The organism is Thermodesulfovibrio aggregans, from assembly GCF_001514535.1.
GTDB classification, from domain to species: Bacteria; Nitrospirota; Thermodesulfovibrionia; order Thermodesulfovibrionales; family Thermodesulfovibrionaceae; genus Thermodesulfovibrio; species Thermodesulfovibrio aggregans.
In genome coordinates this window covers 462995-488227 of sequence record NZ_BCNO01000001.1, presented here as the reverse complement: position 1 = coordinate 488227, position 25233 = coordinate 462995, and the positions used below count along the sequence as shown (strand labels likewise).

Annotated in this window: 23 protein-coding genes; 9 read left to right on the top strand and 14 right to left on the bottom strand. The window is 33.7% G+C overall.

Going from position 1 to position 25233, the window contains the following annotated elements; all coding sequences use genetic code 11:
• Nucleotides 1–26 precede the first annotated feature (26 nt).
• The 4 genes from dnaN to lnt all read right to left on the bottom strand — a co-directional run bounded on the left by dnaN (nucleotide 27) and on the right by lnt (nucleotide 5504).
• Nucleotides 27–1118, bottom strand: a complete 1092-nt coding sequence (dnaN, locus tag TAGGR_RS02425) for a DNA polymerase III subunit beta (RefSeq protein ID WP_059175770.1) — start codon at nucleotides 1116–1118, stop codon at nucleotides 27–29.
• Nucleotides 1119–1171: 53 nt separating this feature from the next.
• Nucleotides 1172–2488 carry a chromosomal replication initiator protein DnaA gene (gene dnaA / locus TAGGR_RS02420; protein ID WP_059175769.1) on the bottom strand — a complete coding sequence of 439 codons (1317 nt, stop codon included), beginning with the start codon at nucleotides 2486–2488 and terminating at the stop codon, nucleotides 1172–1174.
• A gap of 334 nt (nucleotides 2489–2822) precedes the next feature.
• Nucleotides 2823–3936, bottom strand: a protein-coding gene (gene prfB / locus TAGGR_RS02415) for a peptide chain release factor 2 (RefSeq protein WP_439950931.1) whose coding sequence is annotated in 2 segments (ribosomal slippage) — nucleotides 2823–3866 and nucleotides 3868–3936 — 1113 coding nt in all. Because the reading frame shifts where the segments join, the coding sequence is not laid out codon by codon here.
• Complete coding sequence (gene lnt, locus TAGGR_RS02410) at nucleotides 3915–5504, bottom strand: apolipoprotein N-acyltransferase (RefSeq protein ID WP_059175768.1); 1590 nt, start codon at nucleotides 5502–5504, stop codon at nucleotides 3915–3917. The genes prfB and lnt overlap by 22 nt, the downstream gene beginning before the upstream one ends.
• Nucleotides 5505–5536: 32 nt before the next feature.
• Here lnt and kdsB point away from each other — a divergent pair, with 32 nt between their 5' ends.
• Both kdsB and pyrG read left to right on the top strand, forming a co-directional pair.
• The gene (gene kdsB / locus TAGGR_RS02405; protein WP_059175767.1) at nucleotides 5537–6310 is read left to right on the top strand and encodes a 3-deoxy-manno-octulosonate cytidylyltransferase; all 774 of its coding nucleotides are present in this window, start codon (nucleotides 5537–5539) and stop codon (nucleotides 6308–6310) included.
• The gene (pyrG, locus tag TAGGR_RS02400) at nucleotides 6289–7950 is read left to right on the top strand and encodes a CTP synthase (protein WP_059175766.1); all 1662 of its coding nucleotides are present in this window, start codon (nucleotides 6289–6291) and stop codon (nucleotides 7948–7950) included. Before kdsB ends, pyrG begins: the two co-directional genes overlap by 22 nt.
• A gap of 45 nt (nucleotides 7951–7995) precedes the next feature.
• Here pyrG and dsrP read toward each other — a convergent pair whose 3' ends face one another.
• The 9 genes from dsrP to TAGGR_RS02355 form a co-directional block, all read right to left on the bottom strand.
• Entirely contained in the window at nucleotides 7996–9186 is a 1191-nt protein-coding gene (gene dsrP / locus TAGGR_RS02395) for a sulfate reduction electron transfer complex DsrMKJOP subunit DsrP (RefSeq protein WP_059175765.1), read from the bottom strand.
• 13 nt (nucleotides 9187–9199) lie between these two features.
• Complete coding sequence (dsrO, locus tag TAGGR_RS02390; protein WP_059175764.1) at nucleotides 9200–9970, bottom strand: sulfate reduction electron transfer complex DsrMKJOP subunit DsrO; 771 nt, start codon at nucleotides 9968–9970, stop codon at nucleotides 9200–9202.
• On the bottom strand, nucleotides 9967–10368 hold the full coding sequence (gene dsrJ, locus TAGGR_RS02385) for a sulfate reduction electron transfer complex DsrMKJOP subunit DsrJ (protein ID WP_059175763.1): 402 nt from the start codon (nucleotides 10366–10368) through the stop codon (nucleotides 9967–9969). The genes dsrO and dsrJ overlap by 4 nt, the downstream gene beginning before the upstream one ends.
• Before the next feature lies 1 nt (nucleotide 10369).
• Nucleotides 10370–11983 carry a sulfate reduction electron transfer complex DsrMKJOP subunit DsrK gene (gene dsrK / locus TAGGR_RS02380; protein ID WP_059175762.1) on the bottom strand — a complete coding sequence of 538 codons (1614 nt, stop codon included), beginning with the start codon at nucleotides 11981–11983 and terminating at the stop codon, nucleotides 10370–10372.
• 4 nt (nucleotides 11984–11987) lie between these two features.
• Nucleotides 11988–12977 (bottom strand): sulfate reduction electron transfer complex DsrMKJOP subunit DsrM, encoded by a 990-nt coding sequence (dsrM, locus tag TAGGR_RS02375; protein ID WP_059175761.1) that lies wholly within the window; start codon nucleotides 12975–12977, stop codon nucleotides 11988–11990.
• A 19-nt stretch (nucleotides 12978–12996) separates the two neighbouring features.
• Nucleotides 12997–13521, bottom strand: a complete 525-nt coding sequence (locus tag TAGGR_RS02370) for an RsbRD N-terminal domain-containing protein (RefSeq protein ID WP_059175760.1) — start codon at nucleotides 13519–13521, stop codon at nucleotides 12997–12999.
• Nucleotides 13522–13610: 89 nt separating this feature from the next.
• Nucleotides 13611–13946, bottom strand: a complete 336-nt coding sequence (locus TAGGR_RS02365; RefSeq protein WP_059175759.1) for a TusE/DsrC/DsvC family sulfur relay protein — start codon at nucleotides 13944–13946, stop codon at nucleotides 13611–13613.
• Between the two features lie 139 nt (nucleotides 13947–14085).
• Nucleotides 14086–15063: a DVU0298 family protein gene (locus TAGGR_RS02360; protein WP_059175758.1), complete on the bottom strand. Its 978-nt coding sequence runs from the start codon at nucleotides 15061–15063 to the stop codon at nucleotides 14086–14088.
• Nucleotides 15056–16429 (bottom strand): cobyrinic acid a,c-diamide synthase CobB, encoded by a 1374-nt coding sequence (locus TAGGR_RS02355; protein WP_153000418.1) that lies wholly within the window; start codon nucleotides 16427–16429, stop codon nucleotides 15056–15058. Before TAGGR_RS02355 ends, TAGGR_RS02360 begins: the two co-directional genes overlap by 8 nt.
• A 38-nt stretch (nucleotides 16430–16467) precedes the next feature.
• Between TAGGR_RS02355 and TAGGR_RS02350 the strand changes: the two genes are divergently transcribed.
• The 7 genes from TAGGR_RS02350 (at nucleotide 16468) to TAGGR_RS02320 (ending at nucleotide 24285) form a co-directional block, all read left to right on the top strand.
• Nucleotides 16468–17328 carry a glycine--tRNA ligase subunit alpha gene (locus TAGGR_RS02350; RefSeq protein WP_059175756.1) on the top strand — a complete coding sequence of 287 codons (861 nt, stop codon included), beginning with the start codon at nucleotides 16468–16470 and terminating at the stop codon, nucleotides 17326–17328.
• Nucleotides 17312–19348 carry a glycine--tRNA ligase subunit beta gene (glyS, locus tag TAGGR_RS02345; RefSeq protein ID WP_059175755.1) on the top strand — a complete coding sequence of 679 codons (2037 nt, stop codon included), beginning with the start codon at nucleotides 17312–17314 and terminating at the stop codon, nucleotides 19346–19348. The genes TAGGR_RS02350 and glyS overlap by 17 nt, the downstream gene beginning before the upstream one ends.
• Nucleotides 19349–19416: 68 nt before the next feature.
• On the top strand, nucleotides 19417–19962 hold the full coding sequence (gene pal / locus TAGGR_RS02340) for a peptidoglycan-associated lipoprotein Pal (RefSeq protein WP_059175754.1): 546 nt from the start codon (nucleotides 19417–19419) through the stop codon (nucleotides 19960–19962).
• Nucleotides 19959–20810 carry a tol-pal system protein YbgF gene (ybgF, locus tag TAGGR_RS02335; protein ID WP_059175753.1) on the top strand — a complete coding sequence of 284 codons (852 nt, stop codon included), beginning with the start codon at nucleotides 19959–19961 and terminating at the stop codon, nucleotides 20808–20810. Before pal ends, ybgF begins: the two co-directional genes overlap by 4 nt.
• Nucleotides 20807–21772 (top strand): GTP 3',8-cyclase MoaA, encoded by a 966-nt coding sequence (moaA, locus tag TAGGR_RS02330; protein ID WP_059175752.1) that lies wholly within the window; start codon nucleotides 20807–20809, stop codon nucleotides 21770–21772. Before ybgF ends, moaA begins: the two co-directional genes overlap by 4 nt.
• A 6-nt stretch (nucleotides 21773–21778) precedes the next feature.
• The gene (locus TAGGR_RS02325) at nucleotides 21779–22528 is read left to right on the top strand and encodes a glycosyltransferase family 2 protein (protein ID WP_059175751.1); all 750 of its coding nucleotides are present in this window, start codon (nucleotides 21779–21781) and stop codon (nucleotides 22526–22528) included.
• On the top strand, nucleotides 22519–24285 hold the full coding sequence (locus tag TAGGR_RS02320; RefSeq protein ID WP_059175750.1) for an ABC transporter ATP-binding protein: 1767 nt from the start codon (nucleotides 22519–22521) through the stop codon (nucleotides 24283–24285). The genes TAGGR_RS02325 and TAGGR_RS02320 overlap by 10 nt, the downstream gene beginning before the upstream one ends.
• On the opposite strand, the gene TAGGR_RS02315 is transcribed toward TAGGR_RS02320, so the two are convergent.
• Nucleotides 24266–25177, bottom strand: coding sequence for a lysophospholipid acyltransferase family protein (locus TAGGR_RS02315; RefSeq protein WP_059175749.1), 912 nt, complete (start codon nucleotides 25175–25177; stop codon nucleotides 24266–24268). The genes TAGGR_RS02320 and TAGGR_RS02315 overlap by 20 nt on opposite strands.
• Between the last annotated feature and the right edge of the window lie 56 nt (nucleotides 25178–25233).

Below are 25233 nucleotides of genomic sequence, written 5' to 3'. Positions count from 1 at the left end.
GCGATTTAAAATTCAATATTCAAAGTTTAAAGTCTCAGTGGCATAACAACCGCTTCATATACAAAAGAAGTCTCATTAACATCTGTTATATATACAGCCTTATCTGGCTCACTCATAGTAATTTTTGCTTTATCTGATGTGAGTCTCTCAAGAGCATCTACTAAATACTTTGCATTAAAACCTATAACAATTGGTTCGCCCTGATAATCAATACTAAGCTCATCTTGAGCTTCTCCAACTTCTGGATCATATGAAGAAACAACGACTAAGTCTTCACTCCATTCTGTCTTAACAGCATTCTGTCTATCTCTACTTAAGACAGAAACTCTTTTAAGTGAATTTATAAACAGACCTTTATCAACAATAGCCTGTTTATCATTATCTCTTGGAATATATAGTTCATAATTGGGATATTCACCTTCTATCATTCTGCTAAGAAAACTTACTCCATCCATCTCTATCATTACATGTGTTTTACCAATTAGCATTGAAACATTTTCCGCTAAAGACAAAAACTTTTTTAGTTCATTGAGAGATTTTTTTGACAGTATAACTTTCTGCTCTGTTAAACCACTTGGAGCAGTTGTTATAAAATGAGCAAGTCTATGTCCATCAGTTCCCACTACATGAAGTTCTGAGTTTTTTATCTCAAAAAGAAGTGTATTTAGAACATATCTTGCATCAGCCTCTCCTGAAGCATAGATTGTTTTGTCTATTGCTGTTAGAAGCAAATCTCTTGATAGATTAATCTGTGTGACATCTCCAATCTGAGGCCAGACAGGGAACTCAGAAGCATCCAGTGTTGCAAGCCTGAAGTTTGATCTTCCCGATTGAATTTTAAGCCATTGTTCTGAAAGCATAATTTCAATGTCTTCATCAAGTTCCTTTACAATCTCATAAAATTTTCTTGCAGGTATACAGGTTTTTCCTGGCTCAAAAACTTCTACTTCAATTGGTAGTTTTACAGCTGTCTCAAGATCAGTAGCTAAAATATGTGCAGAGTCAGACACATCCATAAGAAAATGATTCAATACAGGCATTATACTCTTTTTCTCAACTATGTTTTGAATCTTTGCAAGAGCTTCTTGTATTTTCTGTTTTTTTAGCCTTATATGCATTTCATCCCTCCTACATTATATTAGAACTTTTTTAAAACAGATGCTTTTCAATTTTATTTATTCTCCTGTAATTTTCTTACTATGCTATCTATAAGTTTTGCCAGAGCTTCATCTTTTTGTCTTTCCTTTTCTATCTGCTTGCAGGCATATATCACAGTTGCATGATCCTTGCCACCAAAGGCATTACCTATTTCAGCAAGTGATAAATTTGTTAATTTTTTTGTTATGTACATAGCTATTTTTCTTGCATTAGCGATCTCTTTAGTTCTCTTTTTTGACTTAATATCTTGAACTCTTATACCTAAAGCTTCGCAGACATGTTGCTGAATTAAATCAATTGTTATTGGTTTGTTTTCATCGGGAAGTAAGTCTCTTAAAACATGTTTTGCCACATCCATAGTTATTGGAACCTTTGTAATAGAAATATATGCACATAACTTTATTAAAGAGCCTTCCAGTTCTCTAACATTCGATTTAACTCTTGATGCTATAAAATATGCAACATCTTCAGGAAGTTTAATTCCTTCAATTTCAGCTTTTTTATATAAAATAGCAAGTCTTGTTTCTATTTCTGGTGGCTGAATATCTGCAATGAGTCCCATTCCAAATCTTGAACGAAGCCTATCTGTAATATCTGAAATCTCCATAGGTGGTCTATCGCTTGAAATAACTATCTGTTTTTGATTGAAATAAAGCTCATTAAATGTATGAAAAAACTCTTCCTGAGTTGAGTCCTTGCCAGCAATAAATTGAATATCATCTACAAGAAATACATCAAGAGTTCTGTATTTTTGTCTGAACTCTGGCATCTTTTCATGTCTTATTGCAGAAACAAACTCTCCTGTAAACTGTTCTGAAGACATGTAACACACGTTCATATCTGGATTTTTATCAAGAATATAATTCCCAATTGCTGTTATTAAATGAGTCTTACCAAGACCAACTCCACCATATATAAAAAGAGGATTGTAGGCAAATCCCGGATTCTCAGCAACTCTTAGTGCTGCAGCATGAGCAAACTGATTTGATGGACCTACAACAAAGGTGCTGAATGTATATCTCGGATTTAAGTTTCCTCTTTTTACTACCTGCCTTTTTTCCTCAACTAAAACTTCCTGTTCCTTTCCTGTAATAATATAACGAACAGATATTTGATTTCCTGTAATCTGATAGAAGGCATCACTAATAATTGAGGGAAAGTTGTCTTCTATCCAATCCTTAAAAAATCTATTTGGTACCTCAATAAAAATCTCTGAATTTTTAATATCAATAAGCTTTATAGGAGAAAACCACAGTTCAAAAGTTGATTCTCCTACTTTCTGTGCAATGATTTCAAGAATTTTTTGCCAAATTTTATTTATTCCATCCATTTTTCAACAACTTTTTAACATTTGTTAAAAACTTTACTGTTAAAAGCGTGTTAATTTAAAAAATCTTTAAAATCAAAGAATTATATAAACACCACCAATTTTAAACCATTTCATTATATCCTATTATTAACAAACTGAGCAATAAAATGTTTAAAACCTCAAAGTTATTAACATTTAATGTTTTTATAAAGTTAGCTTAAACAAGCTTTGTTAAATTTGTTAAAAACCTCGTAAAAATTTAAACACTTAAAAAACAAATAAAACAAGCTTTTTAATTAAATTTAAACAAAAAAACAAAACCTATAACTACTTCTAAACACTAAAAACAAAAAAATTAAGGAGTTGAAGAAAACTTTTTAAGATAAGCCTTAATAAATACATCTATATCTCCATCCAGCACTTCTTCAACATTATAAACCTCAATATCAGTTCTATGATCTTTTATTAACCTATAAGGATGAAGAATATATGATCTTATCTGATTACCCCAAGCTATTTCTTTTTTATCGCCTGTAATGGATTTAATTTTTTCTTCTTTTTCTTTTTGTAATAAAGCATAAAGTTTTGATTTTAAAATCTTCATAGCAATTTCTTTATTTCTATGTTGAGACCTTTCTGTTTGACATGTAACAATAATACCAGTTGGAATATGAACAATTCTAACAGCTGATGATACTTTATTTACATGTTGACCACCTGCTCCTGAAGCTCTAAAAGTATCAATTCTCAAATCTTCATCTTTTATCTCAACCTGAATATCATCCTCAATCTCAGGCAAAACTGAAACAGCCACAAAAGAAGTATGCCTTCTTTTATTGGCATCAAAAGGTGAAATTCTTACAAGTCTGTGAACTCCTGACTCTGATTTTAAATATCCATAAGCATACTGTCCTTCAACAATAAAAGTTACATCCTTAATTCCAGCTTCTTCACCTACCTGTAAATCAATTATATTAACATTAAATCCTTTTTTTTCAGCCCATCTTAAATACATTCTCATAAGCATTTCAGCCCAGTCTTGACTTTCTGTTCCACCAGCACCAGGATGAATTGATACTATTGCGTTATTTTTATCATGTTCTCCACTTAGTAAAAGCTGTAATTCAAGATTATCAACTTTATTTTTTATCTCTTCTATTTCACTCTCTAAATCTCTTAAAAGAAGATAGCCTTCCTCTTCTGACTCAGCAATATTCAGAGCTTCTTCAAGGTATAGAAAACGGTTTGTAATACTTTCAATAGGTTCGATTATTTCTAAAAGCTTGTTTTTTTCTTTTTGAATTTCTTTTAATTTTTCTATATCCTGCCAGATTTCTTCTTTTTGAAGACTTTTATCTAGATCTTCCAATCTCTTTTTAAGTTTATCTATTTCAAAGACAGTCCCTTAATGAAAAAATTTTTTCTTTATTTTCTTTTAAAACAATTTTTAAATCTTCATATGTAACCATTTTTTACCTCCAAAACTTATATTTCTTATAATAAAAATCAATGAAAAAACAACACATAAATATGCAAATATATCTCCATATTTGGTATAAAAGCTTAATTTTTCATTAACCTGAATATTTTTAACTATATAGGTCCTTTCAAATAGATTTGTTTTATCTATTATTCTTCCTTTACTGTCTATAAAACCAGAAATACCAGAATTAGCAGCTCTTATCAATGGTTTTCTATTCTCAATGGCTCTAAAGACAGACATTGAAAAATGTTGATAGGGTCCTGATGTATTTCCAAACCATCCATCATTTGTAATATTTACAATAAAATGTCCACCTTTTTGATAAAATTTTCTTACCTGTTCTGGAAAGATAATCTCATAACAAATTAATGTTGCAAACTTTCCAAATGGTGTGATTGCTACGTTGTAACTACTGCCAGCTTTATAGTCTCCTATACCAACTGTTAATTTGTTAACAAAAAATAAAATTTTTCTAAGAGGAACATACTCTCCAAACGGTACTAAATGTATTTTATCATAGAAATATGCAATTGTTCCATTTGAGTCAATCAAAACAGCACTATTTGTGTAATGGTCATTTTGTCTTTCCATTATACTTCCAAAAAGCAAATATATATTTTGTTCTTTAACAAAGCGTATTAAATCTTCGGTGAAATATTTATTTTTCTCAAATACAAATGGGACTGCTGTTTCAGGCCAGACAATAATTTGTGGATTATAGGTTTTAGCCTGTATTGTAAGATTTTTATAAATACTTAAGATTTCATTGACTTTATTAAAATCCCATTTTTGATTTTGAGGTATACTTCCCTGAATTACTGCTACTTTAACTTCTTTACCATCAACATGCTCATAAAGTCTTTTTATCCCGTAGGTTACACATAAAATAAAGATTAATAAAACGGCAATTACAGTTATAATACCTTGAATATAAGGTAAAAGGGGATAGCGGGTCTTTTTCTCTTTAAAGTTCCATAGGTCAAAGATAAAACAGTTAAATAAGAGAACAAGATATGAAATTCCATAAACTCCTGTAATATCAGCAATTTGAGTAATTAATAAAAATTTATATTGACTATACCCTATCAATGCCCATGGAAAGCCAGTAAAAAGATAGGTTCTTAAAACTTCAAGGCTAACCCATATAAAAGGTGCATAAAATGAGGTAAATAGTATATTATTTGATAAATTTTTATATACTAAAGAAAAGAAGGCAGAATATAAAGCAAGATATAAAGCTAGAATTCCTACAATAATATAGCTTAATAAAAGAGGAACAGAACCATAGTAATAAAGAGAGTGGTATATCCAGTAAACATTTCCTAAAAAATATAGAAAACCAAAAATCAAACCGCCTTTAAATACTGTCTTATAATCATTAACTTTATTTAAAAAGAAAAATAATGGTAAAAAAGAAAACCAGGCAAGAAAAAAAAGATCAAATGGCGGGAAACTCAATACAAGTAAAAAAGCTGACAAACTTGGTAAAAAATATCTTTTAATTGTTATTTTTAAATAATTTTTAATCTCTTCTATGAAATCTGGTAACAACATTAGATATTTATGTTATCATAAAAATTAAATTTATGGTTATAATTATTATCCCAGCAAGATTTTCATCTACAAGATTTCCTGGTAAAGTCATAGCACTTTTAAAAAATAAACCTATTATTCAACATGTATATGAAAAAGCAAAGGCTTCTAATCTGATTGAGGATGTTTTTATAGCAACAGATGATGAGAGAGTTTTTCAATGTGTTAATAATTTTGGTGGCAAAGCTCTAATGACATCAAAAAATCATCCCTCTGGAACTGACAGAATTGCTGAAGCAGTTGATATATTAATAAAATATGGATATAACTTAAAAAATGATTCAATTGTAATTAATCTTCAGGGAGATGAACCTTTGATAAAACCTCAGATGATTGACCAGCTTGTAAGTCTTATGAAAGACAATATAGATTCAAATCAATTCATTGGAACTCTTGTAAAAAAAATTGACAATGAAAGTGAGTTCACCAATCCCAATATTGTAAAGGTTGTATTTGACAGCAATAAATATGCTCTTTATTTTTCCCGTTGTCCAATACCTTTTGATAGAGAAAAATATTTAAAAGGTAGTTCAACCAATCATTTTATGTACAAACACATAGGAATCTATGGATATACAGTTGAGACTCTTAAAAAGTTTGTAAGTCTTCCTCAATCAAGGCTTGAAAAAATAGAGGCTTTAGAACAGTTGCGAGCACTTGAAAATGGTATTAAAATTAAAATAGCAATCACAGAATATGATTCCTTTGGAATAGATACACCAGAAGATCTGGAGGTAGCTGAAAAATGCCTAAATACATATTTATAACTGGTGGTGTAGTATCAGCTTTAGGAAAAGGAATAGCCGCAGCTTCCATTGGTGCTCTACTTGAGTCAAAGGGTTTTAAAGTAACTATCCAAAAGCTTGATCCCTATATAAATGTTGACCCTGGAACTCTGAGTCCCTTTGAGCATGGAGAAGTTTATGTAACTGATGATGGCTGTGAAACTGATTTGGATCTTGGACATTATGAAAGATTTACTCATCTTAAAACTTCCCATGTAAATAATTATACTTCAGGTAAAATTTATTTTAATGTAATTTCCAAAGAGAGAAAAGGAGATTATCTCGGACATACAGTTCAGGTTGTTCCTCATATTACAGATGAGATAAAAGATGCTATAAAAAGTGCAGCAGGAGAAAATGATTTTGATGTGGTTATTGTAGAAGTAGGTGGAACAGTAGGAGATATTGAAGGACTTCCTTTCCTTGAAGCCATAAGACAGTTTAGATATGATGTTGGACGGGAAAATGTTTTATATATCCATCTTACTCTTGTTCCTTATGTAAAAAGTGCTGGTGAGCTTAAAACAAAACCAACTCAGCACAGCGTAAACAGTTTAAGAGCAATAGGAATTCAACCAGATATTCTGCTGTGTAGAGCAGACCGTCCCCTGCCACATGCACTTAAGAAAAAGATAGCTCTTCACTGTAATCTTGATTTTGACTCTGTTATTTCAGCTCATGATGTTGAAACAGTTTATGAAGTTCCTTTGAACTTTAAACAGGAAGGACTTGACCTTCTAATTGAAAAGAAACTCGGTTTACCTCATAGATTGGGTGATCTGACTGCATGGGAAGATGTTGTCAATAGAATCAAGAATCCAAAAACAGAGATTAATATAGCTGTTGTAGGTAAATATGTAGGATTAAAGGACTCTTATAAGAGTCTTAACGAAGCTCTAATTCACGGTGGAATCGCCAATGAAGCAAAGGTTAATATCTTATGGGTTAATGCAGAGGACATAGAAAAAGATGGGGCAAAAAAACATCTTTCAGAAGCCCATGGTATTTTAGTTCCAGGCGGATTTGGTAGTCGTGGAATAGAGGGCAAAATTGAAGCAATCAAATATGCCCGTGAGAATAAAATTCCTTTCTTTGGAATATGTCTTGGAATGCAATGTGCTATAGTAGAGTTAAGCAGAAATCTTGCAGGACTAAAGGGTGCTCACTCAACAGAGTTTGAACCTAATACAGAACATCCAGTAATTTATCTTATGGAAAGATGGTACAATCCAAAAACTGGTAATTTTGAAATTCGTTCAATTGACTCTCAAAAAGGTGGAACAATGAGGTTGGGTGCATATCCATGTATATTGAAAGAGGGCACAAAGGCTTATGAAGCCTATAAAACAAAAGAGATTTCAGAGAGACACAGACACAGATATGAGTTTAATAACAAATACATCTCTGTTCTTGAGGAAAAAGGTGTTGTATTCAGTGGTACTTCTCCTGATGGTCAGCTTGTTGAAATAATAGAATTAAAAGAGCATCCATGGTTTTTAGGATGTCAGTTTCATCCAGAGTTTAAATCAAAACCTTTTATGCCTCATCCTCTATTTAGAGATTTTATTAGAGCTTCATTGAAGGCAAAGGCAAGAAACAGTCTTTTTGGCCTTTATGAATAAAAAAAGCGGGCTTTAAAGCCCGCTTTTTTTATTTACTTTAGAATATTAATCTACTACCTGTTTCTGACCGTATTTGTCAAAAACTGCCTTTTCTTTTACTGTGATTGCTATCTTATAAAGCACGGTTATTACAAGTGCACCTACTGACCATACTCCAGCAGCTACCAGAAATTCATTTAGAGCAATCCATGCCTCTGTAACTCTGTCAAATGGATTTGGGATGAAACCACTGACTACAAAGGCAAATCCTTTATCCATCCATATAGAGAAAAATATACAGGCTGCTCCAATTACTTTAGTCACATTCCACTTTCTTAGTGGTGGGAATATGAATATGATTAATCCAGTGAATGCTAAAAGTGTAGATACAGCCATCCATGGAACAAGTCTGTTGTGTCCCTCAAGCCCTTGGTAGAGATATATTAAAGACTTCATGTGATCTGGAATCTGGCTGTAGAAAGCAGTAAAGAATTCAAGACCTATGAAGAATAGGTGAATTATTAAAGCATATGTAGCTATTTCAGCAAGTTTATTGATTGCCTGCTGACCGGGATCAAATTTTGAGACCTTTCTAATTATCATACTGAGAATTATGAGCAGTGAAGGACCTGCGGCAAAAGCTGTTGCAAGGAAGTGAGCTGCCTGAAGTGCTGTCATCCAGTGAGGTCTTCCTGGTAAACCAGCATAGAGAAAAGCAGTTACTGTGTGAATTGAGGGTGCCCACAGAATTGCCCAGTAAATAAAAGGTTTAATCCATTTTGGCGGTGGAGCACTCTTTTTCTCAGCATGAAGAATTGTCCATCCGCATAGCAAATTGAGTGATAAATAGGTTATAAGAACAACCATATCCCAGAAGATGATTGAATGAGGTGTAGCATGAAGCAAAACATTCCACACACGGGAAGGCTGTCCCATAATGACAAAAACAGAAAGCATTGCTATAAGAACACAACCTACAGCAAGAAATTCTCCAATTACAGTAATTCTTCCAAATACTTTATAGTTGTGGAAATAGTATGGAAGAACAACAAGAACAGCAGAGGCTGCAACACCAACAAAGAATGTTAACTGACCAACATGAAATCCCCATGTTACATCTCTACTGAGTCCGGTGGTAAAAGCGGCACCAATGTGATGTTCTCTCATCCAGCATATAAAACCAATAAGTATCATGGTTATTAAAAAGGATACCCAAATCCAGTATCTTGGTCTACCTTTTAACGCTAAATCAAGCATTTCTTACCTCCCCTTAAATTATGTAGAAAACCATAGGCTGTGTGCCGAGTTCAACTTTTCTGCGAATAACGATATTTTCAGAAAGCACCTTTCTAATCTCAGAATTAGGGTCATAGAGATCTCCAAATATAATCTTACCCTCTGAAGCTTCTACACAGTATGGAAGAAGTCCTCTATCTATGCGTTCATTACAGAATGTGCATTTTTCAACGACTCCAAGCGTTCTTGTAGGATACTCTGGATTTAGCTCTTTAATGTAGTCTCTTGGTGGAAGGAAGTTGTAGTTTCTTGCACCATAGGGACATCCAGCCATGCAGAATTTACATCCAATGCATCTATGCATATCCTGCATTGTTATTCCGTCTTCTCTTTTAAATGTTGCTTTAACAGGACAGACTCTGACGCATGGAGCATTGTCACATTGATTGCAGAGCAGGAGAAATTTTCTTTCTTTTACCTCTTTTGAGATATATTCTTCAGCAGTGCCTGCAAATGTGTGCTCATAGTCATCAGTCCATATCCATTTTACTTCATGAAGAGGGTTAGCAATTTCAGGAACATTATGGGCTTTATGGCATGCTCTTATAACTTTTTCAAAGTCCTCTTGAGTTTTAAACTTCCTTGTATCAATTGCCATTGCCCATCTTTTACCTTTTAATGCTTTGATATCTTTTAATACTTTCTGTCCTGACTCTTTTTCAAATGCATTAATTGTGAGAGCACCACCTAATCCGAGTAGTGATGAAAAAGCAGCTATTTTGAGAAAATCTCTTCTTGTAATCATTTTAACCCTCCAACCTTAGGCTCAATGTGGCAATCCCAACAATAGGGCTTAACATTAACATAGTTATGGCATTCGTCACAGAATTTTTCCTTGTTAGAATGGCATTTCATACAGGTATTTTGTAAGCTTACTGTATATGTTTTACCATCACTTGCTACATAAACTCTTTTTCCCTCTCTTGTAGCATAATCTTTCCAGGAATAAAGAATTTTAATATGAGCTTCCCGCATATATTGCTTTGGCTCAATGCATTGTTTCTTTTCCATTTTCTGGATTTCAGGAGTATCAATACTTGGTTTTGGCTGGATATAATCTCTTCCAATGCTCATTGTGAAAGGCAGAGTTACTATTAATACAAAAACTATCAAGCCAATAATTATTTTCCATCCGTCATACATTTTATTGTTCCTCCTTTCCAGGTAGTGGCTCCATCCTTAAATTCATTGTTCTTTCCTTTTCGCCCTTCATTATCAAAGCGTTAGCAACAAGTTCTGTAACTCCACTTACTCTAACTCCTGGTACCCAGTAGTCCATTAGTGGCGGTAGGGTTGCTCTATCAATTGCACAGATATTGGCAAGCATGTTTACACCAAATTTTTCATGAACATATCTTACAGCATTTGCTCTTGGGAATCCGCCTCTCATTCTGAGTTCCATTATTTCACCGGCATTTAATCCAGACCCACCACCACAGCAGAATGTTTGTTCTCTTATTGTTTCGTCTGGCATTTCATAGAAGTGATTGCAGACATTTTTAATAATGTATCTCGGTTCTTCAAATAAACCCATTGCTCTTGATGGATTACATGAGTCATGGAATGTAACAATAAGGTTATCATTCCTTGATTTGTCAAATTTAAGTACACCGTGCCTGATGAGGTCTGCAGTAAATTCGCTTATGTGTACTATTTTGTTTGATTTTGCATTTTCAAACTTTGTTCCAGTAATTGGAGAGACAGGTTCTTCAAGAAAGTCTACAGGTCCATACCAGGTATTATGATACTGATGCCAGACTCTCCACATGTGTCCGCACTCGCCACCAATTATCCATTTAACTTTAAGGCGTTTTGCCTCTTCATATATCTTTGTGTGGAGTCTTTTCGCCATTTCAAGTGAGGTAAAGAAACCAAAGTTACCACCTTCTGAAGCAAAGGTGCTCCATGTGTAGTCAAGCCCGATTTCATGGAAAAGCATCATGTATCCCATACAGTTGTATATACCGGGGTCTGCAAAAAGGTCACCTGAAGGAGTTACAAATAGGATTTCTGCACCTTTTCTATTAATTGGAGGTTCGATTTTTATACCTGTTATTTCCTCTATATCATTGCACATAAACTCAAGAGTTGACTTCATTGTATGTGGCTCAATTCCAAGATGGTTTCCAGTTCTGTAACAGTTTGCTACAGGACCGGATATCCAGTCAGTATTCAGTCCAAGAAGATTCAGGAGTTCTCTTGCTATTATTGTTATTTCTGCTGTATCAATTCCATATGGACAGAAAAGAGAGCATCTACGGCACTCTGTGCATTGATAGAAGTAGTACCAGAGTTCTTTTAAGACATCAAGGTCAAGGTCTCTTGCTCCACCATATCTTCCAAAGATTTTTCCACCAGTAGTAAAGTATTTTCTGTAAACTGATCTTAAAAGCTCTGCCCTGAGAACCGGCATGTTTTTAGGGTCTCCAGAGCCAATGAAGAAATGGCACTTATCAGCACAGGCACCGCATCTTACACAGATGTCCATGAATACATGAAATGTCCTGAATCTTTCAAGTCTTTGCCTGATTCCTTCAATTACTATTTTTTTCCAGTCTTCGGGAAGTTTCCAGTCAGGGTCTGTAGGATGAAAATCTCTTGCATTAGGGAAATCAACATATTCAAGGTTTTTTCCCTTAGCACCGTAACAGTAAAAGCCAGGCTTAAATTCTACAGGTAAAGTATCCATCCACCATTTGGATGGCATCTTTTTTAAATTAACTGTTGAGATTAATTCTTCTGGTTTTGGCAGTCCCATAGTCTCACTCCTTTTCTACTGGTATTCCAGCTTTTTTCATTTTTTCTCTAAATTCATCTTCATATTCTTCATAGTGACGATGTTTAACTGGATAATCCCATGGATTGACATGTCTTTTCATTCTGTTATTATTGGCAAGATTTCTTGTAGGGCTTAAAAATACTCCACCCATATGCATTAGCTTGCTAAATGGAAAGTATGCAAAAAGTACACTTACAAGGAACAGATGAATATAGAAAAGACTTCCTATACCATCAGGTACAGTTGGTTTAAGATAAGCTAATCCAATGGCAAGTTCTTTTATGCTTGTTATATCAACTCTTGCAAAATATCTCATTAGAATACCAGTTGCAACTATGCCAATTATAAGGAAAAGAGGGAAGTAGTCAGATGGAAGAGAAACATATTTTACTTGAGGATTAAATATTCTTCTTCCTAAAAGATAAAGAAGAGCAGCAGCAATTACAATATCTGTCATATAAAGCATGGGTAAACCAATCTGCCAGAAAGAGTCAACAGAGTCAATCACAGAAATACACCAAGGAGTTTGAGCAGTAAAGAACCTTAAGTGTCTTATAAGTATAATTAAAAATGAGTAATGAAAAGCTATTGCTCCAAGCCAGAGCCATTTGTTTGAACCTAGGTAAAGTCTTCCATTAATTATTTCAGATTTTGTGTTTCTAAAGAGAGATCTGAAAAAGGCAATTTCAAAAAACATTCTCAATGCTACGCCCCAGCCAGTCACAGGATTTTCAATTTTGCTATACTTAATCCATGGAAGAGAGAATTGTTGCCCAGCTGTTGTTGGAATTCTAAATGGAACAGGAGATTTTCCCCATTTGACAACCCTATAGATGAATCCAATTATAAATATCACCAGAGCTGCATAGGGGAAAAAAATCGCAAATAAGCCATTCAGCCCTAAAATATCAGTACCAATGTAAGCAAAAATTATTAATCCTAAAACTACTATAAAAGCTGATCCTATACCCATTTCACCCTACCTCTCTTTATTAGTTTTTTGTTTTTTCTACAGTTTCATTTTCAATTTCTGAAACTATATTCCATTTCTTCAGAATCCACCATGTTCTGTCAATCAATTCTTTAGCCTTTAGGTCGTAGATTTTTTCTCTATACTTCATGAAGATATCAAAAGCCACAAGAGCAAGAGAGTCAATTTGGGCAAGAAAATCTAAGAGTTTTTCAGGTTCTGCTTCTTTACGAAGTTCTTCATAAATTGCCTTCTTTAAGAGAAAGATGAATCCAACTGCCTGGGAAGGAGTAAAATCCTGTACAGCTCTTATTTGGATGATTTCTTCAAGTGGAGGGATAAAGCTGTCTAAAGATTCATCGTTAATTAATTTGTCAACAATTTTTTCAATCCCTTGATAGATAGTATAACCTACAGGATTTGTAAACTGTTTTTTCTTTTCTTTGAAAAAGGCTTGACTGTCTTCCGGATAAGTTGAGATAGTTAAATTAAAAGATTTTTCAATTACATTCTCCTTTTTCTTTGAAAGGAGGTCGTTAATGGTCATTTTTTTCTCCTGTAATTTTTAATCTTTTGATCTAGTATCTGCCCCCTTTCAAAAAAAAGGGGCAGTTGCCTGCCCCTTTATAATATGAATTACACGCATCCTGTTGGCTTTGGAAGTCCTGCATATCTACAGGCTTGTTTTGCCGGTCCATCTGGGAAGAGACTGTAAAGATATTTTGTATTTCCTTTTTCAGGTCCAAACATCTTAGCCATTTCTTTAACAAGAATTTTAATCATAGGAGCAATCTGGTATTTCTGATAGTAATCTCTTAAAAAGTTAATTACTTCCCAATGTTGCTCAGTAAGGGTAATTCCATCCTGCTGAGCCATATACTCTGCAAGCTCTGGTGACCAATCATCAAGCTTCTGGATGTAACCATCCTCATCAAGCTCAATTTGCTTCCCTTTGAATTCAATGTAAGGCATTTCTAACCTCCTTTTTAGTTTTTTGCAAATATTTTAACTTCTTTAAAAACACAATTTCAAGCTAAATTTGTGTTAATTAAAGGTAAATCAACTTTAAAGTATAATGAGTTTTAAAGTCAAATAAATTTAGTTTATAAATTTATAAAAATTTTTCAGCTTTTGCAGCTTTAACTTTAATTATCTTGCCCCTGTTAGTATATACTGGAAGCAATAGTTCTTCAATATTTTTAGGTATGTGTAATGGGCTTTTAATCTTTTTTATTAGGATCGATGTAAGTGCTTTTATCTCATCTTTTTCATGATTTAAAAGATTTTCCAGTTCTTTGTCTTCTATTGAGATGTATTTTTTTAAATCTACCTTTTTTGAGAGCTTAATCATGCTTCTTAAAACACTCTCAAGAAAACTCTCTTCTTCTCTTTGAGACCAAAGTATTGGAATTATATCTTCAAAAAGTGAAGGCTCTGCATAAATTATTTCTCCAATTAATTCAGCTGCTCGCCAACCAATTCCACCCGATTCATCGGTCATTGACCATAAAAGCTTTCTTATTGTATTTCTAAGGGGTTCAATCTGTTCTGCATCTACATAAGCCTTTGCAACATGTCCCATTGCTTCTATTGCTTTCCATGAAATAGGATTTTCTTTGTCATAGGAAAGGGAAATAAGCCATCCAAATATATTTTTATTATGCAAAGAAGCTTTTTCAATTGTTTCAAACTCTAAATTTTCAACAAGATTAACGAAATCTTTTTTGTTAATATCAATCTTTTCATAACTTCTTTGTTTTGCTCCAGCAGTTAATGGTCTGATAAAGAAGAGTCTTCCCACAAATGGGGAGGTTTTAATATAGATATACTGGTGAGTCCTGTAGTCATAATCTCTTTCTCTTAATTCAAAGTTTACACCAATATCAATATTGTCAATTCCCTGAGGTGAAGCAATTAGCATGGCATCAACAAGAGCATCGCCCTGATTATGGCCTGTAGGTTCACATACATAAACTGCACCACACTCACATTTTCCATAAATTATCTCTCCAAATTCTGTAAATGTCTCCTGTGGAGGCTCTATTATTCTTCCACAGAAAAGGCATGTTGGTAATTCTCTCTTAGGCATTTTTGTTCTCCTTATAGATTTTTGCTACCCTTAAAATACCTTTTAACCATTCCATACATCCAAGAGCATGAACATGAACATATGTACCCAGTGTATTTTTATAGAGAGCTCCATCTCTGCTATCAATAATTCCTTCACCTCTATCCATCTTAAAGCAAAAACATGGTAGTTTGTCATACTCAATAACTTTTGAGTAATGAAATTCGTGTCCTCTTATTTCTAATCCCTTTTCATAAAATGGATTTGATTCATCAACTCTGGCAACAACATATCCATGTGCCTGAGGTTTTTTATACATACATAGAGTTAAAGGAAAAATGCCAATCATTGGAAAACTTCCTTCCTGAGTGATCAGAGTTTTACATAGATACATTAAGCCACCACATTCAGCATAAATGGGAAGTCCCTCTTCTGCCTTTTGCTTTATCTGATTCATCAGAGAAGAGTTTTTAATGAGATATTTCACATTGGTTTCTGGAAAACCTCCTCCAATATAGAGAGCATCAATATCAGGTAGGGTTTTATCTTGTAATGAGTCAATAAAAACAACTGAAGCACCTGTTTTTTTTATTTCTTCGAGATTTTCTTCGTAGTAAAATTGAAAAACTCTATCTCTTATAACACCTATCTTTAACCCTTTTCCATCTAGACAGGACGAGCTTTCTATATTGCTTGCATATAATGAGTTTGCCTCCTTGGCAATTTTAATTATTTTTTCTCCATCAATGTATTTAGATGCTTTCTCTATAAAATGTCTTGCCTGTTCGGTTTCTTCATGTTCCTGGTATGGTAAGAGTCCCATATGTCTTTCAGGCATCTTTATATCTTTGAATCTTGGGATTGAGCCAACGATTTCTACCTTGCAGTATCTTTTTATTGATTCAGTTATTATTTTTTCATGTCTTGAATTAGCAATCTGATTTAACACAACTGCTTTAATATTTACTTCTCTGTCAAAATCAGTAAATCCATTAATAAGAGCTGCTACTGAACGGGTCATCTTTGTGCAGTCTACTACAAGAATTACCGGACAACCTAAGAGTTTTGCAAGTTCTGCTGATGATACTGAGCCTTCTGCATCTAATCCATCATAAAGTCCCCTGTTTCCCTCTATAACAGCAATATCTCCTCTTGCTCTCTCTAAAAAGGATTGAATGACTTTTTGTCGAGGAATCATGAATGTATCAAGGTTGTAACAGGGATTTTTTGAAAAAAGACTTAACCAGCCACTGTCTATGTAATCAGGCCCTTTTTTAAAGGCAACTACATTTAGTCCCTTTTTTGTAAGAAGGTCAATTACTGAAAGGGCTACTGTTGTTTTTCCTGCTCCTCCACGAACACCTGCTATGAAAACTCTTGGATACATTTGACAATAGTTTATGCTGTAAAGTATCATGAAAATCTATGTATTTTCAAGATATAATTTTTACACTCAATAAATACTGGGCTGAGAAAGGATGTGTTATACTTCAACCTTATGACATGGAGGTTGGAGCAGGAACTTTTCATACTGCTACTTTTTTCAAAGTATTAGGACCAGAGCCATGGAATACAGGATATGTTCAACCCTGTCGGAGACCAACTGATGGAAGATATGGAGAGAATCCAAACAGGCTTGGACAGTATTATCAGTATCAGGTTATTCTGAAGCCATCACCAGAAAACTCACAAGAACTTTATCTTGAAAGCCTTAAAGCTTTAGGAGTTCAGCTTAACAGGCATGACATAAGATTTGTAGAAGATGACTGGGAAAGTCCAACACTTGGTGCCTGGGGACTTGGCTGGGAAGTATGGCTTGATGGAATGGAAATAACACAGTTTACCTACTTCCAACAGGTAGGAGGAATTGATCTAAATCCAGTCTCTGTTGAGATAACCTATGGGCTTGAGAGAATTGCCATGTATTTGCAAGAGGTGGATAATGTTTTTGATATAAAGTGGAATAAACATTTTACCTATGCTCAGATTCATCGTGAAGGTGAGATAGAGTTTTCATATTTTAATTTTGATTACTCTGATCCAGCACTAATAAAAAAGCACTTTGATGATTTTGAGAGGGAATCAAAAAGAATGATTGATGGGGGGCTTATTTTGCCTGCCTATGAATTTTGTCTTAAGTGTTCACACATGTTTAACCTGCTTGATGCAAGAGGAGTGCTCTCAGTGGCAGAGAGAACAAATTATATAGCAAGGGTAAGAGCTCTTGCAAAAGCCTGTGCTGAGTCTTATTTAAAGAAGAGGTATGGTAATGAATCTACTATTTGAAATAGGCGTTGAAGAGATTCCAGCAAGATTTATTCCAATGGCACTTAATCAAATAGAAGAAAACTCTAAGAAAATTTTTTCTCAATTTAGAGTAGAAGTTGAAAAATTAAAAGCTTTTGCCACACCACGAAGAATTGCACTTATGGCAGAAGTTTCAGAAGAGCAATCTAGTGAAGAAAAAATAATCTGGGGACCACCTGCCCATGTTGCCTTTGATAATGAAGGGAAACCAAAAGAGCCTGCCTATGCTTTTGCAAAAGCTCATGGATTAGAAGTTTCTCATTTAGAAGTTAAACAAAAGGGAAAGGGAAATTATGTCTGTGCTGTTATCAAGGAAAAAGGTAAGAAAACAGAGGAGATTTTACCGGATGTTTTAAAGGAAGTTTTCTTTTCTCTCAGTTTTCCAAAGATGATGAGATGGGGAAGTGGAAGTATAAAGTTTGTTAGACCTGTAAGATGGCTTATGTGTTTATATAATGATAGACCAATTTCATTTGAGATAGACGGTTTAAGATCAGAGGGAAAAACCTATGGTCATAGATTCCTTGCAGGAAATCCTTTATTTCTCTCAAAAATAAAAGAATATGATGAGGCACTTAATGATGCTTTTGTAATTATTGATCAGGAAAAAAGAAAACAGATAATAGTTACTCAGGCTACAGAACTTGCTAATAAAGTAAATGGAAAGGTTTTATGGGATGATGAACTTCTTACAGAGGTAAATTATCTCGTTGAGTTTCCAAATTCTGTTTTATGCAGTTTCTCCGAAGAGTATCTCAGTCTTCCAGAAGAGTTACTAATCACAGTTATGAAAGATCACCAAAGATATTTTGCAGTTACTGATTGGGATGGGAAATTGAAAAACTACTTTGTAGTAGTAAGTAATACAATAGCAGAAAATGAAGAAAATGTGCGAAAAGGTGCTCAAAAAGTTATAAAAGCAAGATTTGAAGATGCAAAGTTTTACTATGAGGAAGACCTAAAAAGGGGATTAGACAGTCTTCTTAATGCAACAAAGGGAATAATTTATCATGAAAAACTTGGAAGTCTTTATGATAAAAGCTTAAGAATCTTAAAGATAGCAGAAAAGCTTGTCAATAGACTTTTCCCTGAGAAAATTGAATTAATAAGAATTGCTGCTAAATACTGTAAGGCTGATCTGGCAAGCGGTGTTGTTGGAGAGTTTCCAGAACTTCAGGGAATAATGGCTGGCTATTACACTAAGAAGGCAGGCTTACCTGAGGAAGTGGCACTGGCAATTAAAGAACATTATCTTCCAAAAGGGTTTACAGATGTTTTGCCCTCTTTAGAAGAGGGTTGTATTCTAAGCATAGCTGATAAACTTGACCATATTGCATCTTTCTTTTATCTTGGTGAGATTCCATCAGGAACAGAAGATCCCTTTGGTTTGAGAAGATCCGCCAATGGAATTTTAGCAATACTTTTAAGAAAAAGATACTCTTTAACCATAAAGGAGTGTGTCGATACCTTAGAAGATTTCGCTGATGACAAAATAAAACAACAGATCTCAAACTTTATAGCCCAGAGATTAGAAAGTTACTTAGAGAGTTCTGGTTATGAGGTAAATTTAATAAAAACTGTCAGCGATTTAATTCTTGATCACCCTGTACACGAAATTTTGGAGAGACTTGAGGCAGTAAAACTATTTTGTAAAAGAGAAAACTTTGATTCCTTTTTCCTTGCTTTAAAAAGAGTTTCAAACATAATTAAAAACCATGAGAGATTTGAGCTTAATCCAGTTTTTTTAATTACCGATGAAGAGAAGAATCTATACAATGCAATGATAGAAAAAAAACAAAAGCTTGATGAATATCTCATAAAAGCTCAATTTCTTGATGCTTTAGTTTATCTTGAAACTCTCACACCAATCATAAATATCTTTTTTGACAGAGTGCTAGTTATGGATAAGGATGAAAACATAAGAAAAAATAGAATAGCCCTTCTACAACAATTGGCTCAAATGTTGAAGTCCGTTGCTGACCTTTCAAAGCTTTATTAATTGTTGTATTATATAAGTATGAAAAAATATGGCGAGACTGCCATAAAAACTCTCTCCTGGAGGCAAAAATGAAAATAAAATATTTCATTATGATTTTTTTCTGCCTGTTATTTATCTTTGCCTGTACTGAAAGAAAAATTTATTTACCAGAAGCACAACCAGAAAAAGAAGGACAAATTCCAAAGAAAGAAGAAAAAGTAGAGGATGAGAAATACTCACAAAAAGAGGAATTTTCAGCTACTCAGATGTCAGAACTTATAAGAAAAATTCAGGATGAGATAAAAGACATACATTTTGATTTTGATAAATATGAAATAAGACAGGAAGATATTCCTACATTGAAAAAAGTTGCATCATTACTGCAGAAATATAAAAATTTGAAAGTTATAATTGAAGGTCACTGTGATGAGAGAGGTACAAATGAATATAACTTTGCTCTTGGGCAAAAAAGAGCAAATTCGGCAAAACAGTATTTGATTACTCTTGGCGTTTTACCATCAAAAATTGAGATAATAAGCTATGGTGAAGAAAAACCTTTGTGCACTGAGCACAATGAATCTTGCTGGCAGAAAAACAGAAGAGCACACTTTGTATTTATCGAGGAGGGCAAATGAAAAAGATTAAAATAGCACTTACAGGTATCATAGCCTCAGTATTTTTATCAGGATGTGTTACAACAGATGAGTTTCAACAGATGAAAGCTGATATTGCAAGGCTTTATGTGGAAAACAATCAACTTAAAAATGAAATTTCAGACCTTAAAACAAGGGTTGACAAAATGTCATCAGACCTAAACACAGCAGTGGCATTAAAGGAGGGACAACTTACACTTCTTGCTCAAACTCAGGATTATGTAAAGGAACTTCAACTTCTTAAGGGAAGATTTGAAGAAAACTCTTTTCAGAATGAAAGAAAATTTAAAGAATTAAGCGATAGAATATCAGAATTACAGGCAAAACTTACTCAACCAACTACATCAACAACAAAAGAAGAACAACAAGTTACAAAATCTACTCAGGAAACATTAAAAAATCCAAAGTCAATTTATGATTCAGCCCATATTGATATGAAAAATAAAAATTTTGCCTCTGCAAGACAAAAGTTTCAGGAAATTATAAAAAACTATCCAGATTTTGAGCTTCTCCCTAACTCTTACTTCTGGATAGGTGAGACTTATTACAATGAAAAAAAATATGAGGATGCTATTCTTGCCTATGAAGAATTCTTAAAAAAGTATCCAAAACATGATAAAGCACCAGGTGCACTTCTTAAAGAAGGAATGGCATTCCTTGAATTGAAAGATAAAAAAACAGCAAAAGTGGTTTTTGAGAGAGTTATTGAAAGATATCCTCAGTCTAAGGAAGCTGAAATTGCTCAGCAGAAAGTAGCAGAAATACTAAAAAGTCAAAATTCTGGTAAAAAGACTACGACTAAAAAAACAAAAACTAAAACAAATAGATGAAGGATAGTTTTAACAGAAAAATTGATTATTTAAGAATTTCAGTTACTGATAGATGTAATCTAAGGTGCATTTACTGTATGCCTGAAGAGGGAATTAAAAACCTGCTTCCCCATGATGAAATTTTGAGTTATGAGGAAATACTTCAGATAATTAAAGTTGCCACAACAATTGGAATATCTAAAATAAGAATAACAGGAGGAGAACCACTTCTAAGAAAAAATATAGAAAGTTTTATTGAGAGAGTCTCAAGAGTTGATGGCATAAAAGACATAGGAATAACAACAAATGGCGTGCTTTTGAAAAAGTATGCAAAAGTTTTACATGAAGCAGGACTGAAAAGAGTGAATGTTAGCCTTGATTCACTGGATCAAAATAAATTCAGAAATATAACAAGATTGGGCTCATTGAAGGAAGTTCTTGAAGGAATTGAGGAAGCTCAAAGGGTCGGGCTAAATCCTGTAAAGATAAATGTTGTCGTAATGAGAGGGATAAATGATGATGAAATAGAGAAATTTGCCATGTGGAGTATGGAGGTACCATACCAGATAAGGTTTATAGAGTTTATGCCAATAGGACATAACAACTGGAAAAAGGAACTTTTTATCTCTACGGAAGAAATAAAAAATAAAATAGAAAGTACGGTAGGAAGTCTCATGCCTGTACAAATAAAAAAGTCAGGACCGGCAGAATATTTTATGCTTGAAGGTGCAAAAGGATTAATTGGATTTATAAGTCCTCTTTCAACGCATATATGTGTAAGATGCAACAGATTGAGACTGACTCCTGAAGGAAAATTAAGGCTTTGTCTTTTTTCAGACAAAGAAATAGATTTAAAAGGAGCTCTAAGAGGTGGAGCATCAGAAGATGAAATAAGACAGATTTTAATAAAAGCAGTTCAGCTTAAACCTCAGAGAGCATCTCAACCAAAGCCTTTAAGACCTATGTCAGCAATAGGAGGCTGAGTCTTTTTGAAAATTCCTGTATCAGTTGCATTAATAACGAAAAACGAAGAAAGTAACATAAGAGATGCATTGGAGTCTGTTAAAGATTTTGAAGAGATAGTGGTAGTTGACTCTTTTAGCAATGACAAAACAGTCCAGATATGTAGAGAATATACAGATAAGATTTTTCAGTTTGAATGGCAGGGTTTTGCCCGACAAAAACAGCTTGCCATAGATAAGACAACACTTGAATGGGTTCTGGTTTTAGATGCAGATGAGAGAATAACAGAGTCTTTGAAAACAGAGATAATGGATAAGATAAAAGAAGACAAAGATGGATATTTTATTCCAAGAAAGAACTTTTTTCTTGGTAAATGGATAAAACACAGTGGATGGTGGCCCGATTATACACTTAGGCTTTTTAAAAAAAGTAAGGGAAAAATGCAGCAGAGAGAGGTTCATGAAAAAATTTTAGTTGAAGGTAAAGTGGGATATCTAAAAGAACCAATGCTTCATTATAGTTATCATAGTATTGAGGATTTTATCAGAAAAATGAATAAATATGCTTCTTTGTCTGCAGAGTTAATTGTGAAGTGTCATCCTTCAAAGTTCAGAGTAGTTTTCAAGATGCTTTTTTCTCCTTTGTTTACATTTTTTAAAATGTACATTTTACGATCAGGATTCCTTGATGGACTGAGAGGTTTTATTCTTGCAGTGCTGTATAGTTTTTATTCATTTTTAAAATATGCCAGAGCATGGGAAAAACTATGGAAATAGAGAAACAGTTTAAAATTAAGTTTAAAAAACAATGGATTGATGATCTTGCAGTTTTCTGGAGACTCATAAAGGAGCATCGCTTAAGACTTTTCCTGGCACTTCTTTGCGGATTTGCTATCTCAGGAATAAATGGAGCTATTGCATGGAGTGTTAAACCTGCCATGGATCAGATTTTTATTAAAAAATCATCGGAGTATCTTTATTTTATTACTGCTGGAGTAATTATTCTATTTACCTTGAGAGGTATTTTTACATTTTTAAATAACTATCTTATGAATTCAATCGGTGCAAAGATAGTGAAAAGTGTAAGAGATATGGTTTATGAAAAACTTCTGAAACTTCCTTTTTCATTTTTTTGCAAAGATTCTTCAGGTAATCTTATCTCAAAAATTTTAAATGATGTTGATTTACTTAAAAGTACAGTGTCTAATACAATTAAAGACTTCATTGTAGAAGGATTGACAGTAGTTGTTTTAGCTGCTGTTGCCTTTTATCGCAGGTGGGACCTTGCCATTCTTTCTTTTGTGGTTATACCTTTTATGATTTATGCTATGACAGAACTGGGGAAAAAGATGAAACAGGTAGGAATGAAAACAAGGTTGAGAATTGCTAAAGTGACCAGTCTTCTTCATGAAACACTACATGGAATAAAGATTATTAAGGCTTTTACAATGGAGAAAGACATGAAAGAACGATATAAAAAGGCTCTTACAGAACATTATCGTAACATAATGCGTGAGGTGAGAATAGAAGAATTTACCAATCTTTTGACAGAAGTGATTGCTGGATTTGGTGTTGCAATGATACTTTTTTATGGTGGATGGCTAGTAGTTAATGACAAAATTTCTTCGGGAGACTTTTTTTCCTTTGCCACAGCCGTTATTCTAATGTATACTCCCCTTAAAAGATTAAGTAGAGTGAATGCTTCATTTCAGAGAGGAAGAAATGTTGTTGAGAGATTGAGAGAAATAATATTTGTTGAACATGAGCCTGAAAAAGGTATTGAAAAAGAGATAAAAGGTCATATTGTATTTAAAAATGTTTCTTTTAAATATCCTTTAGCAAAAGATTATGCTTTACGGAATGTTTCCTTTGAGATAAAGCCTGGTGAGACTGTGGCAATTGTTGGACCATCGGGTGCAGGAAAAAGTACAATAGCTGACCTGATTGCAGGATTCTGGTATCCAACAGAAGGAGACATATTAATTGATGGAATAAGCATTAAAGAGCTTTCTCTTCGTAGTTTGCGTTCGCAGATTGCTGTTGTAACTCAGGATGTTATTTTATTTAATGATTCTGTGATCAACAATATCAGATTTGGCAATATATCATCTACTTTTGAAGAAGTTCTTTCTGCGGCAAAGATGGCAGATGCTCATGATTTTATTGTGAAACTGCCTCAGGGTTATGATTCTTTGGTAGGTGAAAAGGGAGTTTTGCTTTCAGGTGGGCAAAAACAGAGAATAACTATAGCAAGGGCGATTTTAAGAGAACCGAAGATTTTAATATTTGATGAGGCAACTGCCTCTCTTGACACAGAATCAGAAGAGAAAATTCAAAGAGCTCTTGAACAAATGAGAAAGGGAAGAACAACTGTAGTAATTGCACACAGGCTTTCAACAATAAAAAGAGCAGATAAAATTATTGTTATGGATAAAGGACAGATTATTGAACAGGGAACTCATGAAGAGTTGCTTTCTCTTGGAGGACTTTACAGTGAACTATGGCATCTTCAGTTTACGGCAAGCTCTTCTTAAATCTTCTATGAAACCAGTAATACTGCTCAGGATGCTGACTAATTAATTTTTCAAGAAGTGAGTTATATTCTTCAATCATATCCACAATAGATTTATCAGAAAGTGAAAAGCTGTCATTTCGAGACAGAGCTGGCAACTGCAAAAATTTTTCCTTTTTATAAATTTTTATTCTGTGTCCTTCATTTTCTCTTACTATAAAAACAGGAACTATGGGACAGCCCTTTCTTAAGGCAATAACAAACGCACCTTTCTGGCACTGAACTTTCTTACCAAAAAATTTAGCATAAACTCCTGGTCTTGCCTGATCAGCTAAAATAAAAACTATCATGTTTTTGTTTAATGCTTTAATAATCTCTTTTGGAACTTCTCTGTCAGAGCGGAAAGGAATTGGAAAGATTTTATATGAATTTATCAAGTTGTAAAGAAATCCCCTCGGTAGATACTTTCCTTCTTTAAAAAGAACAGCAACAGGATAACCTTTTTCAGCAAGCCATGCAAGCATAACAGGAATATTGCCAATGTGTCCGCTTAGTGCAATAACTCCTTTTTTTTGTTTTAGTGCTTCATCAAGGATTTCAAGACCATCTGCCTTTGCCCATGAAGCAAGTTTTTCTTTTTTTTTGACGATAAAGGCAATTTCAAGTGCGGTTAATATAACTTCCTGAATAAAATTTTTTAGAATTTTCTTAAGTTCTTTTTTGTTGTATTGTACTTGAAAGGCAATTTTTAAGTTTTCAAAGGCAATTTTTTTTCTTGACCAGGGAATAAAGTAAAGAAAACTTCCTAATAGTTTTGAAAAATTCTGAAGGTGATGCCTTTTTAATATTTTTCCTAACCAGAAAAATAGCTTAAGCCCGTATTTGAAGATAGTATGTTTCATAAATGATTTCATAAATGAGCTCAAAAATTAATTATAATATTCTTTCTACGAATTTGCCGAGAGGGATA